Genomic DNA, 15289 nt, shown 5'->3' with positions numbered 1-15289 from the left:
GCGATGGCGCCAGAACAGACACCCCAGAACCATAAGAAAGGAATCCAGGCATGACCCTGCACCTGATCATCGGCGACAAAGATCTATCTTCCTGGTCCCTGCGTGGCGCGTTGGCCCTGGCGCTGACCGGCGCGAAGTACACCGAAGAGCTGGTCAGGCTCGGCCAACCCGACACCCGCGAGAAGCTGCTCAAGTATTCGGCCACGGCCAAGGTCCCGCTGCTCAAGACCGAGTTCGGCGTGATCGCCGACTCCCTGGCGATTGCCGAATACCTGGCCGAGCAGTTCCCGGATGCCGGCCTCTGGCCCAAGGACGTTGCCGCCCGGGCCCAGGCGCGGTCGGCTTGTGCACAAATGCACAGCGGCTTCTTCGCCATTCGCAACCACATGCCCATGGACCTGCTGCACGATGCACCGCTGTCACCCATGCCGGCTGACGTCCAGGTGGAAATCGAGCGGATGCTGGCGCTGTGGGCCGAATGCCGTGCCGCGGCGACCGAAACCGGTCCTTACCTGTTTGGCCGCGTGAGCCTGGTCGATGCGTTTTTTGCCCCTGTTGCCGTGCGCTTGCGCACTTATCAGGTGAAACTGTCGCAGGTCGATGAGGCCTACGTCGAAACCCTTTATCAATGGCCGGCGTTCAAGGCGTGGCAACACGCTGGCCTGGAGGACACTGCGCGGTGAAACGAGTCCATGTGGCGGCGGCGGTCATTCGCGACGCCGCCGGTAAAATCCTGATCGCCCGAAGGGCCGACACCCAGCACCAGGGTGGCCTGTGGGAGTTCCCCGGTGGCAAGGTCGAGGCCGATGAGTCCGTCGAAACCGCCCTGGCCCGCGAACTTCATGAAGAGTTGTGCATTGTCGTCGATGCCGCCCGACCGTTGATCAAGGTGCGCCACGATTACCCGGACAAACAGGTGTTGCTGGATGTCTGGGAAGTCTCGGCGTTCACCGGCCAGCCCCACGGCGCCGAAGGGCAGCCGTTGGCCTGGGTGACGGCCCGCGATCTGACGAACTATGAGTTTCCGGCGGCCAATCAGCCGATTGTCGCGGCGGCCCGTTTGCCGGGTGAGTACCTGATCACGCCTGACGGCCTTGAGACACCGGCCTTGCTGCGCGGCATGCAGAAGGCGATTGCCGGTGGGATCAAGTTGGTCCAGCTACGCGCCCCCAACGGTTACGACCCGCAATACCGCGATCTGGCGGTGGACGCGGCGGGGCTGTGTGCCGGCAAGGCCCAGCTGATGCTCAAGGGCCCGTTCGAATGGCTGGGGGATTTTCCTTCCGCTGGCTGGCACATTACCGCCGCGCAACTGCGCAAGCATGCAGCGGCCGGTCGACCGTTTGGCAAGGACCGCTGGCTGGCGGCCTCCTGCCATAACGCTGAGGAACTGTCCCTGGCGCAGCAGATGGACGTGGACTTCGTGACACTCTCGCCGGTGCAACCGACCCAGACCCATCCCGATGCACAGCCGTTGGGGTGGGCAGAGGCGGCGCGGTTGATCGAGGACTTCAACAGGCCGGTTTATCTGTTGGGCGGGGTCGGGCCTGGCGAGCGGCAAAAAGCCTGGGAGGCCGGGGCGCAGGGTGTGGCGGGGATTCGGGCGTTTTGGCCAGAGGCTTGAAGCTGCAGTGAACTGATCGTTCCCGCGCTCCGCGTGGGAATGCCTCAACGGACGCTCCGCGTTCGGCTCTGGAGGGGGACGCGGAGCGTCCCGGGCTGCATTCCCACGCAGAGCGTGGGGAACGATCATGCAGGTGATCAGCCCTCAGGCTTGGCCGCCGCCACCCAAAGCACTTCCGCCACCCCCTGCCGCCGGGCAATGACCCGCGCGGCCACGAACAGCAGATCCGACAACCGATTGATATAGGCCAGCCCCGGCCCGGCCAGCGGCTCCATGGCGTTCAACTGCTGGCAACGCCGCTCGGCGCTGCGGGCCAGGCTGCGGCAGACGTGGGCCTGGGCTACCAACGTCGAGCCACCTGGCAGGATGAAGTTTTCCAGGGGGCCCAATTCCTCGTTCCACCCATCGATCGCCGCTTCCAGCCGCTCGATTTCCGCGACGTTCAAGGCCTGATAAGCCGGCATCGCCAGTTCCCCGCCGAGGTCGAACAGACGGTGCTGACAAGGCGCCAGCACGTCACTGACCTCCTTCAGCCCCGGATGCCGGGTCGTTTCAGTGGCGAGCCCGGCCAGCAATAAACCCAGCTGGCTATTCAGTGTATCCACTTCGCCGATGGCCTCGACCCGTGGGTGGTCCTTTGCCACGCGGCGACCATCGCCCAACCCGGTTTCACCTGTGTCGCCGGTGCGGGTGTAAATCTTCGACAGGCGAAAACCCATGCTCAGCGCTCCAGTTGTCTGTTTTCCTGCGGCACCATTGAAGTGCCGGCCAGGGGCAGGCGCAAGGTGAAGCAGGTGCCTTGGCCCGGCGCCGACTGCACTTCCATCTGGCCCTTGTGGTTGTTGGTGATGATGAAATACGAGACCGACAGCCCGAGGCCCGTGCCCTGGCCGATCTCCTTGGTGGTGAAGAAAGGTTCGAAGGTACGTTTGCGCACGTTCTCGCTCATGCCGATGCCATTGTCCTCGACCTGGATTTCCGCCCACGGCGGATTCAACCGCGTGCGCAGGATGATACGCCCCGGTTCGCTGTCGTCCTGGCGCTGATGGATCGCCTGGGCGGCGTTTTTCAGCAGGTTGAGCAGCACCTGTTCCAGCTCGTTGGCCGTGCCGGGCACCGGGCCCAGGTTCGGGTCGAACTGACGGGTGATCGCCTGGCCCTTGAAGTCGAAACCGATGGCCAGGTCGAAGTCGTTGCCAGCGATTTCCACTGCCTGGTCGATCAGCGCGGGCAGGTCGCAAGGCGCCATTTGCCGGGTACTGCGACGACTGAAACTGAGCATGTGGGTGACGATTTTTGCTGCCCGGGCGCCGGCTTGCTGGATACCGTCGAGCAACTGCGGGATCTCCCGACCCTGGAGGTAACGATTGACCTCCTCTAACTGGATACCCAGCAGCTCGGCCTGTTCGAGGTTCTTGGGCAGTTCCGGCGACAGGCGACGACGGATGTTCTGCACGTTGTGCAGGATCGCGCCCAACGGGTTGTTGATTTCATGGGCCATGCCCGCTGCGAGGCCGCCGACCGAGAGCATTTTCTCCGATTGCACCATCATTTCTTCCAGCGACAGGCGCTGGGTGATGTCATCGATCCGGATGACCACGCCACGCCCGGCGCCGCCCATCAGCGGGTAGAAGGTGAGGGCGTAATGCCGGGCTTCGTCGTCCTTGGTCCAAGTGACGCGTTCGATCTTGGCCACCGTGTGCTGCTCGACGGTTTGCTTGAGCTGGGGCAGGTAGGGTTTGAGCGGTTCGAAGGCGAGGAAGATCGGCTGGTTCAGCGCCTCGTCCAGCCGTGTGCCGGAGAGGGCGCTGGCTTCCTGGTTCCATTGGGTGACGTAGAGCTGCTCGTCGAGGGCGATCAGCGCCGACGGCATGGAGTCGATAATGCTGTTGAGGTAATTCTGGAAACCGGTGAGCTTTTTCTCGATCTTGCTGCGCACCTGGACTTCCAGTTCCAGCTTGCGATTGGTGTGGCGGGTTTCTTCCGCCAGGCCCTGGGCCTGGTCGTAGGCGGCCTGGGAGTCGTCCCGCGCGCGCTTGAGTTGCTGCTCCCGGGCTTCGATGCGCGAGAGCATGGTGTTGAACGCCTCGGCCAGGCTGCCGATCTCATCGTGGTTGCCGCGTGCGGCACGCAGGGCATAGTTCTCTTCGCGGGTGACCTGGCGTGACAGTTCTTCGAGTTGATGGATTGGCTGGGTGATCAGGCGCTTGATCTGCTGGGCAATGATCAGCCACAGCAACACGCTGAAAATCAGGATGCCGAGGCTGGCAGTCAGGGTGCCGGTGTAGAACGCGGTCGGCAATTCGCTGCTGGCCACCAGTAACAGATGGCCGGGCACCGTGCCGGGGCGGGGCAGGGTGATGACCTGGTTGCTGCGAAATTCGCCCGCCTGCCAGGCTTGTATGTTGCGGTAATGGTCCGGCAGCTTGAGCTTTTCGCCCTGTTGCAGTTGTGCCAGGCGTTCGCCCTGGCCGTCGTACAGCGCCGCCGCCCGCAGCGGTGCGTAGCTGTTGAGCTCGTCGAGCAAGCGTTGGGCGCTTTGTGGCGATTGCAGGGCGTCGGAGATCAGGCTTGGATTGGCCACCAGCCGGCCAATGGTCTGCAGGGCCTGGGGTGCCATGCTTTCCTGGGAGATGTAGTAGGCGGCGCTGATAAAGGTCAGGTTGGCCACCAGCAGGACAGTGGTCAACAACACCAACAGGGCGGCCAGCAGTTTCTGGCCGACCGGGAGGTTTTCAAGGCGCTGGCGCAATGGCATCAGACTCGTCGCTAAAAAGGAATACGAGGGCCAGCGTAGCCGCTGCTCAGTCGCTGGGCAATCCGAGGTTGTGCAAGTGGACAATCAGTCGCTGTCGCAGTTGTTCCAGGTGCGGCACGCTCAGTTCATGGCGTTGGGCGACCTTGCAGGCATAACCGAGCAAGTAGCTGATTTCGGTGCGGCGCCGATTGGCGACATCCTGGTACATCGAGGAATAATTGGCGGCCGTGGCCTGGATCACCCGTTCGACTTCCGGCTGTAAATCTTCGGCCGCCGCGGGCTGGCCGCAGCGTTCGAGCAGGTCGGTGAGCTCTGCGCACAAGGTCGCCACTTCGCAGCGGTGTTCCTGCAAGCCGCCGTTCTTGCAGTGATGCAGCACGGTCAGCGGGTTGATCGCACAATTGAGCGCCAGCTTGCGCCAGAGCCGGGTGAGGATGTCGGCGCTCCATTCGTGGGGAATGCCAGCGGCGGCCAGGTCGTCGAGCCAGAACGGCGCCACTGGGTGAGCAGGATCGCCCAGCCAGGTGTAGCCGTGGCCGGCGAATACCACGCGCCAGTCACCGTCGCGGAACGCGCCTTCGGTGCTGGAGGCGCTGATGCAACGGGCTTGGGGCACACAATTGGCCACCGCGTCCTGGCTGCCGAGGCCGTTCTGCAACAGGACAAGTTCCGATTCGGCGTCCAGGCGATGGGCCACCGAGGCCACGGCCGCTTCCGCGTCGTAGGCTTTGCAGGCCAACAGCAGGCGCCTGATCGGTTCTGGGTTGTCCGCCGTTTCGCCAGGTATCGGGTAGCTTTGCGCCTGGCCCTGTTCCACCAGCGTCAGGCCGCCGGCGCTTCGGTAGGCTTGCAGGCGGGCTTCGTTGCGCAGCACCAGCCGAACCGGCAACCCGGCCCGGGCCAGGCGCGTGGCCCACAACGTGCCGAGACTGCCGGCCCCCAGGACATGCCAGGTGGTCGACATCAGTTTTTTACTCGGATTGGCGCAGGCATCTGAGGGCTCGCAGTGTCGGCAGGAAAAGAGCCGTTATAATGAGCCCGATTTTAACCACAAGCCAAGCGCGCGCCGTTGATACTGGCGCGCCTTTTTATTTGGAGAACACTACATGCCGTCATTCGACGTGGTATCCGAACTGGACAAGCACGAAGTCACCAACGCGGTTGAAAACGCCGTCAAGGAACTCGACCGTCGTTATGACCTCAAGGGCAAAGGCAGTTTCGAGTTCAAGGAAAAAGACCTGACCGTGAACCTGACCGCCGAGGCCGAGTTCCAGCTCGAGGCGATGATCGAGATCCTCAAGCTGGCGCTGGTCAAGCGCAAGATCGACGTGCAGTGCCTCGAGGTCAAGGACGCCTATGCCTCGGGCAAGCTGATGAAGCAGGAAGCCGTGCTCAAGGAAGGCATCGACAAGGAATTGGCAAAGAAGATCGTCGCTCATATCAAGGACGCCAAGCTCAAGGTGCAAGCCGCCATCCAGGGCGAGCAGGTGCGAGTCACCGGCAAAAAGCGTGACGACTTGCAGGAAGCCATTGCGGCACTGCGCGGCAAGGAATTCGGCATGCCATTGCAATTCAATAATTTCCGCGACTGATACTTCAGTGACCCTGTGGCGAGGGAGCTTGCTCCCGCTTGGGTGCGAAGCGCCCACCTATAAGGGGCTGCTACGCAGCCAGCGGGAGCAAGCTCCCTCGCCACAATGTGTCTCTGCAGGTCTTATTAGTGGCAACAGGAATAGGAGAGAGAGATGGACTTGAATGCTGAAGTGGACAACCTGGTCAAGGCTTCCCAGACCTGGATCCCCATGATCATGGAATACGGCAGCCGCGTGCTGCTGGCGGTCATCACCCTGGCCATCGGCTGGTGGTTGATCAACAAAGTCACGCAGAAACTGGGTGCGCTGCTGGCCCTGCGTAACGCTGACCTGGCGCTGCAAGGGTTCATCAGTACCCTGGCCAACATCATTCTGAAGATATTGTTGATCGTCAGCGTCGCTTCGATGATCGGTGTGGAAACCACTTCGTTCGTTGCCGCCATTGGTGCCGCCGGCCTGGCGATTGGCCTGGCCCTGCAAGGCAGCCTGGCGAACTTCGCGGGTGGCGTGCTGATCCTGCTGTTCCGTCCGTTCCGCATCGGTGACTGGATCGAAGCCCAAGGTGTGGCCGGTACGGTCGACAGCATCCAGATCTTCCACACCGTGTTGCGCACCGGTGACAACAAGACCGTCATTTTACCCAACGGCAATCTCTCGAACGGCATCATTACCAACACCAACCGCCAGCCGACCCGCAAGGTGGTGTTCGATGTCGGCGTGGATTACCAGGCTGACCTGCAAAAGGCCCGGGAAGTGTTGCTGGAGCTGGCCAAGGATGAGCGTGTGCTGGCGGATCCGGCACCTGAAGCGGTGATTTCCACCTTGGGCGACAGTTCCATCACGGTGTCGCTGCGTATCTGGGTCAAGACCGCGGACTACTGGAGCGTGATGTTCATGCTTAATGAGCAGGCGCGGGATCGTTTGAAGGATGCCGGTATTGATATTCCGTTTCCACAGCGAGTGATTCGGGTGGTTCAGGAAGGGGCGGCGCAATAATGATTCGACTATAACTTGGCCTGGGGTCAGGTCAGGTTATGTTTAGTTAGCTTGCTATTTAAAAAGTTGTGCTAAAGCTTACATTGCAATGGACATAAAAAAACCGCTCACCTGATCCAGATGAGCGGTTTTTTGCTTGTTGCGGGTGTCGCTATCGAACTAGCACTGAATTACAAGATGCTCAGTGGGTATTCGATGATCAGACGGGTGTCATTGTTGTCGTTGCCGTTGATGGCGTTGTAGTCAGAGTTAGCACGATAGAACGCAGCACGTACGCGGAAAGACAGGTCCTTGGCTGGACCGCTTTGCATAACGTACTTGGTTTCGAAGTCCCACTCGTGCTCTTTGCCTTCTGCGCCGCCAGTCTCGATGTTGTCACCGGTAACGTAACGAGTCATGAAGCTCAGGCCAGGAACGCCGTAGGTCTTCATGTTCAGGTCGTAGCGAGCCTGCCAGGAGCGCTCGTCCTGACCGTTGAAGTCGGAGTACTGGATGGAGTTGGCAAGGAAGATAGTGCCGTTGCCGTCAGCGCCATACACATAGCCGGTGTCACCGGTGGAGCGCTGGTGAGCCAGGGTGAACTTGTGGGCACCGATGGCATAGGCCGCTGCGAGGGACCAGATGCGGTTGTCAACGTCGCCGCTGAGCTTCTGGCCCTGATCCTGGCTGTCATAGCCGTTGAAGTCGAAGTTCAGGGACTGATCTTCGTTGATCGGCAGGGTGTAGTTCAGGTTGATGTATTTCTTTTTGTAGTGATCTTCAACGTCGGAAGCCGCTACGCCAGCTACGAAATTGTCGGTGAACTGGTAGGTTGCGCCAACAATGTCAGCAGATGTCAGGCCGAGGCTGTCACGCCCCATGCCAGTCTGCGAGCTCAGCGAGGTGAAACGACCTGCGCTCAGTTCCAGGCCCTTGATTTCCTTGCTGGTGATCAAGGTGCCGGTGGCAACTTCCGGCAGCAAGCGGCTGTCGTCAGTCGAGAAAACCGGGCTGGCAACGAACTGATTACCGTATTTCAGGACGGTGTCGGACAGACGGAATTTAACCGCGCCACCAGCTCGCGATTGAGTTTCTTCCAGGTTGCCGTCGCTGTCCCGAGCGAACAGACCGTTGCCGGCACGACCGCTGCCGCCGTCAATGCGAACGGTGCCAAGTGCAAAGGCATCAGCGCCTACGCCAACGGTACCTTGGGTAAAGCCCGACTCGTAAATGGCGCGTGCGGCAATACCAGACTCTTCACGATAACTTTGTGTAGAGCTTGGGTTGTTTTTGAAATCACGGTTCATGTACAGCGCACGGGTCAGAACATTCAAGCTCTGATCTTCAAAAAAGCCCTTGGATTCCTCTTGGGAGGACGCCATTGCGAACTGCGAGGTACTGGCCGATACAGCCAGTGCGATCATGCTCCACTTCATCACGCGCATCGTGATTTGCTCCTTTGGTTTTTAGAAGAGTACTGCCGTCCCACCTGTTTTTTTATCTGGGCGGCTCTTTCTTTTTGTGTCGGCGCAAACTTATATCACGTCGACATTCTTTGGCGATACTTGCCCATTCAACCTTTCAGCTTCTTTACGACCATGTCGCCAATGGCTCGATCCATGTCGCATTTCAGCTGGTCCGACGCAACCGTATCCACAACTTAATGTTGTTTTTTCTTTTCCGGCATCGGTGTAAAGAGTCCGTCATTACCGCGCTTGAAGCTCCTGTGGGCAGCCTTGCCACTTTAATTTGTATGTCGGCAGGTTCTCGCTTCCGGCGAGGCCTTTGGACAGTGCGGGGATGAATGCAACAAGCATGCTCAAACCCGAATTTCGTTTACATTTTTTTCACATTTCACCGGTTGACGCGGTGAAACCTCATGAAACCGGGCTCCAAAGGCCTTGTTTTAAATAGGGTTGACTCGTGTGCGGCTCTCGTGATTGACGCCGACAAACGCGGCGAGACAATCAAAAACGTTACCGGTTCACCCTACCCAGTGAGTAGATCACGGATACTTTGTGCACTGAGCGTAGACGCACTGTGCTGTTTTGGTGCAAAAAATTTTCCGGCTGTACGAAAATCTTACAACGCCGAGGCCTTGCCTGGGCCCCTGGCACGGTCCTGTCAGGACTGTGTGGTGCCGCTTGCGCTGTGTTGGTGCGTCAGCTTGCACAGGTTGATGCTGTGTGTTGAAAAAAACTTCGCAGGACGAGCATCAGGACGGTACACCGTGATCGATCCGGCGTTCGCGGGTATGCTGCGCATCTGAGTCCGATGCAGGCCCGTAGGCCGCCAAACCGGGCAGAACCGATAACGAGCGAGGAGTACACGCGGTGTTCGCTTTAGATCCACGACTGCAACAAGACACATTGCCAATCGGTGATTTCCCATTGTGCCGACTGCTCTTGTCCAACGATTCGAACTACCCGTGGTTCATCCTCGTACCGCGGCGGGAAGATATCAGCGAATTATTTCAATTGGATGACGTTGATCAACAACAGCTGTGGAAAGAAACCACGGCGTTGGCCGAAACCCTCAAGGATTCGTTCGATGCCGACAAGATGAACGTTGCAACCTTGGGTAACGTTGTCAGTCAACTGCACATGCACGTCATCGTGCGCAAACGGGATGACGCCGCCTGGCCCGCGCCGGTCTGGGGCAAGCACCCGGCCCAGCCTTATAATGCAGGGCAGGTCGCGGCCATTCGTGAACGGTTGCGAATGGCCTTGACCGATGATTTCAAGTTTCTGGAGGGCTGAACCATGAACCTTGAAGACCGCGTAACCGATCTGGAAAGCCGCCTGGCGTTTCAGGATGACACCATCCAGGCATTGAACGATGTGCTTGTGGAGCAGCAGCGGATCGTCGAGCGTCTGCAACTGCAGATGGCGGCGTTGCTCAAGCGCCAGGAAGAAATGGCCGGGCAGTTCGAGTCGTTCGAAGAAGAGGCGCCGCCTCCTCACTACTGACTGGGCCCGACTCTCGTTTGACGGGCAATAAAAAACCGCGAGCAGCCAGGCTGCATCGCGGTTTTTTTAGGGGCAGGGATCAGCGGCGCGGCAGCGCGGCGATCACATCTTCGGCCTGCAGGCCCTTGTCGCGGTTCATCACGGAGAACTCCACGCGCTGGCCTTCCACCAGGACGCGATGGCCTTCGCCACGAATGGCCCGGAAATGCACGAAAATGTCATCGCCGGAGTCGCGGGAGATGAAGCCGAACCCTTTGGACGTATTGAACCACTTCACCGTGCCGGTATCGCGGTTGGACATGTCGTAGTTCTGCGCAGCGGCGGCCGGCGACGACTTCTTGTAGAAGCTGACGGCCAGGTGCAGTGCCACGGCGAGCAGTGCCGCGCCCAGGCTGAACAGAATGGCCGGTTGACCGCCGATTTCCGGCATGGGCGCCAGCAGGGCCAGGGTTTGCAGGGCAACGGCCAGTACCAGCAGGGCGCTGACCAGGTTTTGCAGTTGGTGACGTGGACCTTTGTTCCAGTAAGGGATGACGGGTGCAAGGGTCAGATTGAGCAGGCCGAAAAAGGCCAGGTACAGTGCATCGGGGTGTTGCAGGTAAGGTGTGGCTTCGGAACCCAGGCTAGGGATGAAGGACAGCAGCAGGGCAGCTGCGCCCATTAGCAAGTGGACGATTTTCAACATTTTGATTGGCTCACGGTTAAGACAGATCACAAGGAAGAGCGGGTCGGGGACGGTTCGCTTCGAAACAATGAGAGGCGTTGGACACGTACCCGAACCAGCCTATGCGCCACGCCCGGGAAAATAAGCGTAGCGACACACTGCCTATTTAACAGTAAAGCTCGGGCCTTCTCAAACCCGTTACGGGCGCGCACCGCGCTGTTCGTCGGCCAGGAAAGACTCGCCGATGCTTGAAGGTGCCAGGCAAACGGCGTTGAATTCCTCGAGGTGTCGGAACCGCCCGCTGCCCCGGCTTGTCGGTTCAGGAGGGCTGGCGATCTGTCGCAGGCCATCGGCGGCCAAAACCACTAGAGTTTGGGGCGTTGTCGAATTCATCACCGTCAGGAGATCAACCAGCATGGCAATTGATATCGGTATCAGTGAAGAAGACCGCAAATCCATCGTCGACGGGCTTTCGCGCCTGCTGTCGGACACTTATGTGCTGTATCTCAAGACCCACAATTTCCACTGGAACGTCACGGGGCCGATGTTTCGCACCCTGCACCTGATGTTCGAGGAGCAATACAACGAGCTGGCCCTGGCGGTGGACCTGATTGCCGAGCGCATCCGCGCCCTGGGCTTTCCTGCTCCGGGGGCCTACTCGGTGTACGCGCGCCTGTCTTCTATCAAGGAAGAGGAAGGCGTGCCTGGCGCCGATGACATGATCCGGCAACTGGTCGAGGGTCAGGAAGCGGTGACGCGTACAGCCCGTGGCATCTTTCCCTTGTTGGACAAGGTCAGTGATGAGCCCACCGCCGACCTGCTGACCCAGCGCATGCAAGTTCACGAAAAGACCGCGTGGATGCTGCGCGCGCTGTTGGAAAACTAATAGGGAGCGCGTTGTAATGTCGTGGCGAGGGAGCTTGCTCCCGCTGGGTTGCGAAGCGACCCCCATACCAGACGCTGATTCTTTGGAGGCTGGAAGATTTTGCGCCTGCTGCGCAGCCGAACGGGAGCAAGCTCCCTCGCCACAGGTGTAGGACGACGTAATTCGTCGCCTGCCTGCTGTTGGCTTGTCCTACGCCCATGGTCATAAAGTCGTCTGGAACTGGCGATGCCGTTGAGCTTCCATAGAGCCACAGGTGGATTGTTCCAACTGAGAGGCTCGTATGGCAAAGGAGTGTCAACGGTATGATTCAAGGAAAGGAACCGGAGGAGGGTGTGCGTGGGCGCTTTCAGTCCATCAGCGTCGATCCGTTCGTCAGGGGTTTCGACATGCAACTGGTGCGTCCCCTGGCCCGATCCATTCGTCTGAACGGGTTCGCCACCTGTCTGCGGCTGGAGCAGGTCTATTGGGATATCCTCGGCGACATGGCCCAGCTCAACAGCTGTTCCATCAGTACGTTGCTGTCCCATGTCGACAGAGAGGTGCACCTGCGCCATGGCGGGGTACGCAATTTCAGCGCGCTGGTGCGTGTTGTATGCGTGGTGCATGGTTTGAAGGAAACCGTGTCGCAGGTGGCGGACTGTCATTGACGGGTAGCTGCCCTGTCGATGACTGAGTCGGACTGCAAACGGCCTGTGCGGTCTTACGGCTGCACAGGCCGCATTTAATGGATATAATCCCGCTCTTTGCCGCAAAGCCCAGCCTTTGCGCGAGTAACCTGATCGCCGAGACAACCCCATGCCGATGTACGACTATCAATGTGCTTCCTGTGGTCATCAGATGGAAGCCATTCAAAAGATCAGCGCGGCACCGCTGGTCGACTGCCCTGCCTGCCAGGCGCCAGAACTGAAAAAGATGCTGTCCATGCCTGGTTTCCGCCTCGGCGGCACAGGCTGGTATGAAACCGACTTCAAGACCGGCGCCAAGAAGAATTTGGCCGGTGGCGACAAAGCAGATTGAGTTGAACACGCGCGAGTGCTTGCACGGGCAGGTCCTCCAACCGAATTTCGAATTACGAGAAGTGAAACCACTACCATGATGCGCAGCCATTATTGCGGCCAACTGAACGAAAGCCTGGAAGGTCAGGAAGTTACTCTTTGCGGATGGGTCCATCGTCGCCGTGACCATGGCGGGGTGATTTTCCTCGATATCCGTGATCGTGAAGGCCTGGCCCAGGTGGTGTTCGATCCGGACCGCGCTGACACCTTCGCCACCGCCGACCGCGTGCGCAGCGAATACGTGGTCAAGATCACCGGCAAGGTGCGCCTGCGTCCGGCCGGTGCTGGCAACGCCAACATGGCGTCCGGCATGATCGAAGTGCTGGGTTACGAGCTTGAAGTGCTCAACGAATCGGAAACCCCGCCGTTCCCACTCAACGAATACTCCGACGTGGGCGAAGAAACCCGCCTGCGCTACCGCTTCATCGACCTGCGTCGCCCGGAGATGGCCGAGAAGCTGCGCCTGCGTTCGCGCATGACCACCAGCATCCGTCGTTACCTGGACGAGAACGGCTTCCTCGATGTCGAGACGCCGATCCTGACCCGCGCCACGCCGGAAGGCGCCCGCGACTACCTGGTGCCGAGCCGTACCCACCCCGGCAGCTTCTTCGCCTTGCCGCAATCGCCACAGCTGTTCAAGCAACTGCTGATGGTGGCCGGGTTCGATCGCTACTACCAGATCGCCAAGTGCTTCCGCGACGAAGACCTGCGTGCCGACCGTCAGCCTGAGTTCACTCAGATCGACATCGAGACCAGCTTCCTCGACGAAAAAGACATCATGGGCCTGACCGAAGGCATGATCCGCAACCTGTTCAAGGAAGTGCTGGGCCTGGAATTCGGCGAGTTCCCGCACATGACCTTCGAAGAGGCCATGCGCCGCTACGGTTCCGACAAGCCGGACCTGCGTAACCCGCTGGAGCTGGTGGACGTGGCTGACCAGCTCAAGGACGTCGAGTTCAAGGTGTTCAGCGGCCCGGCCAACGACCCGAAATGCCGTATCGCGGCCCTGCGCGTTCCTGGCGGGGCCAGCATGCCGCGCAAGCAGATCGACGACTACACCAAGTTCGTCGGCATCTACGGTGCCAAGGGCCTGGCCTACATCAAGGTCAACGAGCGCGCCGCGGGTGTTGATGGCCTGCAATCGCCGATCGTGAAAAACATCCCTGAAGCCAACCTCAATGTGATCCTCGATCGCGTGGGCGCGGTTGACGGCGACATCGTGTTCTTCGGCGCCGACAAGGCCAAGATCGTCAGCGAAGCCTTGGGCGCGCTGCGCATCAAGCTGGGTCACGACCTGAAGCTGCTGACTTGCGAGTGGGCGCCAATGTGGGTCGTCGACTTCCCGATGTTCGAAGAAAACGACGACGGCAGCTTCTCGGCGCTGCACCACCCGTTCACCGCGCCGAAGTGCTCGCCGCAAGAGTTGGAGGCCAACCCGGCCACCGCTCTGTCGCGCGCTTACGACATGGTCCTGAACGGCACCGAGCTGGGTGGCGGTTCGATCCGTATCCACCGCAAGGAAATGCAACAGGCAGTGTTCCGCCTGCTGGGCATCGACGAAGCCGAGCAGGAAGAGAAGTTCGGCTTCCTGCTCGACGCCCTGAAGTACGGTGCACCGCCCCACGGTGGCCTGGCCTTCGGCCTGGACCGCCTGGTGATGCTGATGACCGGCGCCCAGTCGATCCGTGAAGTGATCGCGTTCCCGAAAACCCAGAGCGCGGCCGATGTCATGACCCAGGCGCCGGGTGTGGTGGATGCCAAGGCATTGCGCGAGTTGCACATTCGTCTGCGTGAACAGCCAAAAGCTGAGTAAGGCTGGCACCTGAGAGGGCGCATCTTCGGATGCGCCTTTTCATTGGGGTCGATATTTCTGATTGCCGGCCACTGCGTACGCGCAGGGCGGGCAATGTTCCAAAGAGAAACGGAGCGAGTTATGGCAGGTCATTCCAAGTGGGCGAACATCAAGCACCGCAAAGAACGTCAGGATGCCAAGAGAGGCAAGATCTTCACCAAGTGGATCCGTGAACTGACGGTCGCGGCCCGCCAGGGTGGCGGCGACCCCGGTTCCAACCCGCGCTTGCGCCTGGCCCTGGACAAGGCGCTGGGTGCCAACATGAGCCGCGACATCATCGACCGGGCCATCGCCCGTGGCGCGGGTGCGACCGAGGCCGACAACGTTGAAGAGCTGACCTACGAAGGTTATGGCCCGGGCGGCGTGGCGGTGATGGTCGAATGCATGACCGACAACCGCAACCGTACTGCCGCCGCCGTGCGTCACGCGTTCAGCAAATGCGGTGGCAACCTGGGCACCGACGGCTCGGTGGCCTATCTGTTCGAGCGCAAGGGGCAGATCAGCTTCGCGCCGGGCCTCGATGAAGATGCCCTGACGGAAGCGGCCCTGGAGGCCGACGCCGATGACGTGGTCAGTCATGAAGACGGTTCGTTCGACGTGTTCACGTCGTTCGCCAGCTTCTATGCCGTGCGCAACGCCCTGGAGGCGGCCGGCTTCAAGCCCGCCGACGCAGAGATCGTCATGCAGCCGACCACCAGTGCCGAACTGGACCTGGAAGGGGCCGAGAAGGTGCTCAAGCTGATCGACATGCTGGAAGACCTGGATGACGTGCAGAACGTTTATTCCAATGCCGATATTCCGGAGTCGGTGGCTGAACAGCTGGGCTGACGGGCACTCAAGGCTTGTTTGAAATCATTGTGGCGAGGGAGCTTGCTCCCGCTGGAGTGCGAAGCGCTCCCAAAAAGGTCTGCTGC

Annotated in this window: 17 protein-coding genes; 11 read left to right on the top strand and 6 right to left on the bottom strand. The window is 60.1% G+C overall.

The features are described from left to right. The first annotated feature begins 50 nt into the window (after positions 1 to 50). Positions 51 to 683, top strand: coding sequence for a glutathione S-transferase family protein (locus BLO97_RS09560; RefSeq protein ID WP_092345667.1), 633 nt, complete (start codon positions 51 to 53; stop codon positions 681 to 683). Beyond that, positions 680 to 1624 (top strand): Nudix family hydrolase, encoded by a 945-nt coding sequence (locus BLO97_RS09555; RefSeq protein WP_092145101.1) that lies wholly within the window; start codon positions 680 to 682, stop codon positions 1622 to 1624. Before BLO97_RS09560 ends, BLO97_RS09555 begins: the two co-directional genes overlap by 4 nt. Positions 1625 to 1761: 137 nt before the next feature. Here BLO97_RS09555 and BLO97_RS09550 read toward each other — a convergent pair whose 3' ends face one another. From BLO97_RS09550 to BLO97_RS09540, 3 genes are read right to left on the bottom strand one after another with little or no spacing between them, the layout of a single operon-like run. Further along, positions 1762 to 2343, bottom strand: a complete 582-nt coding sequence (locus BLO97_RS09550; protein ID WP_092145103.1) for a cob(I)yrinic acid a,c-diamide adenosyltransferase — start codon at positions 2341 to 2343, stop codon at positions 1762 to 1764. A gap of 2 nt (positions 2344 to 2345) precedes the next feature. Beyond that, positions 2346 to 4382, bottom strand: a complete 2037-nt coding sequence (locus BLO97_RS09545) for a sensor histidine kinase (RefSeq protein ID WP_063324604.1) — start codon at positions 4380 to 4382, stop codon at positions 2346 to 2348. 46 nt (positions 4383 to 4428) lie between these two features. Next, on the bottom strand, positions 4429 to 5346 hold the full coding sequence (locus tag BLO97_RS09540) for a putative 2-dehydropantoate 2-reductase (RefSeq protein ID WP_092345665.1): 918 nt from the start codon (positions 5344 to 5346) through the stop codon (positions 4429 to 4431). A 142-nt stretch (positions 5347 to 5488) separates the two neighbouring features. Here BLO97_RS09540 and BLO97_RS09535 point away from each other — a divergent pair, with 142 nt between their 5' ends. Beyond that, complete coding sequence (locus BLO97_RS09535) at positions 5489 to 5974, top strand: YajQ family cyclic di-GMP-binding protein (protein WP_060740892.1); 486 nt, start codon at positions 5489 to 5491, stop codon at positions 5972 to 5974. Between the two features lie 153 nt (positions 5975 to 6127). Continuing rightward, positions 6128 to 6970 (top strand): mechanosensitive ion channel family protein, encoded by an 843-nt coding sequence (locus BLO97_RS09530; RefSeq protein WP_092345663.1) that lies wholly within the window; start codon positions 6128 to 6130, stop codon positions 6968 to 6970. Positions 6971 to 7140: 170 nt separating this feature from the next. Here the strand turns inward: BLO97_RS09530 and BLO97_RS09525 are convergent, their stop codons facing one another. Continuing rightward, entirely contained in the window at positions 7141 to 8394 is a 1254-nt protein-coding gene (locus BLO97_RS09525; protein ID WP_092345661.1) for an OprD family porin, read from the bottom strand. An 888-nt stretch (positions 8395 to 9282) separates the two neighbouring features. Here BLO97_RS09525 and BLO97_RS09520 point away from each other — a divergent pair. Both BLO97_RS09520 and BLO97_RS09515 read left to right on the top strand, forming a co-directional pair. Further along, positions 9283 to 9708: an HIT family protein gene (locus BLO97_RS09520; RefSeq protein ID WP_092145111.1), complete on the top strand. Its 426-nt coding sequence runs from the start codon at positions 9283 to 9285 to the stop codon at positions 9706 to 9708. Between the two features lie 3 nt (positions 9709 to 9711). After that, on the top strand, positions 9712 to 9918 hold the full coding sequence (locus tag BLO97_RS09515) for a SlyX family protein (RefSeq protein ID WP_003205050.1): 207 nt from the start codon (positions 9712 to 9714) through the stop codon (positions 9916 to 9918). A gap of 79 nt (positions 9919 to 9997) precedes the next feature. Here the strand turns inward: BLO97_RS09515 and BLO97_RS32085 are convergent, their stop codons facing one another. Next, complete coding sequence (locus BLO97_RS32085) at positions 9998 to 10603, bottom strand: cold-shock protein (protein ID WP_003205048.1); 606 nt, start codon at positions 10601 to 10603, stop codon at positions 9998 to 10000. 177 nt (positions 10604 to 10780) lie between these two features. Then, positions 10781 to 10999, bottom strand: a complete 219-nt coding sequence (locus BLO97_RS09505) for a hypothetical protein (RefSeq protein WP_092223473.1) — start codon at positions 10997 to 10999, stop codon at positions 10781 to 10783. Here BLO97_RS09505 and BLO97_RS09500 point away from each other — a divergent pair. The 5 genes from BLO97_RS09500 to BLO97_RS09480 all read left to right on the top strand — a co-directional run bounded on the left by BLO97_RS09500 (position 10998) and on the right by BLO97_RS09480 (position 15203). Continuing rightward, positions 10998 to 11468 carry a Dps family protein gene (locus BLO97_RS09500; RefSeq protein ID WP_072348928.1) on the top strand — a complete coding sequence of 157 codons (471 nt, stop codon included), beginning with the start codon at positions 10998 to 11000 and terminating at the stop codon, positions 11466 to 11468. The genes BLO97_RS09505 and BLO97_RS09500 overlap by 2 nt on opposite strands. Before the next feature lie 302 nt (positions 11469 to 11770). Further along, positions 11771 to 12115 (top strand): ribbon-helix-helix domain-containing protein, encoded by a 345-nt coding sequence (locus BLO97_RS09495; RefSeq protein WP_063324611.1) that lies wholly within the window; start codon positions 11771 to 11773, stop codon positions 12113 to 12115. A 148-nt stretch (positions 12116 to 12263) separates the two neighbouring features. Then, complete coding sequence (locus BLO97_RS09490) at positions 12264 to 12485, top strand: FmdB family zinc ribbon protein (protein ID WP_003178589.1); 222 nt, start codon at positions 12264 to 12266, stop codon at positions 12483 to 12485. A 75-nt stretch (positions 12486 to 12560) separates the two neighbouring features. Then, entirely contained in the window at positions 12561 to 14336 is a 1776-nt protein-coding gene (aspS, locus tag BLO97_RS09485) for an aspartate--tRNA ligase (protein ID WP_058542615.1), read from the top strand. Between the two features lie 120 nt (positions 14337 to 14456). Then, on the top strand, positions 14457 to 15203 hold the full coding sequence (locus BLO97_RS09480) for a YebC/PmpR family DNA-binding transcriptional regulator (protein ID WP_018614256.1): 747 nt from the start codon (positions 14457 to 14459) through the stop codon (positions 15201 to 15203). The last annotated feature ends 86 nt before the right edge of the window (positions 15204 to 15289 follow it).

The organism is Pseudomonas sp. NFACC05-1, from assembly GCF_900100135.1.
Lineage (GTDB): Bacteria > Pseudomonadota > Gammaproteobacteria > Pseudomonadales > Pseudomonadaceae > Aquipseudomonas > Aquipseudomonas fluorescens_Q.
The sequence above is the reverse complement of the archived record's forward strand: the minus strand, read 5'-3'. Positions and strand labels throughout refer to the sequence as shown.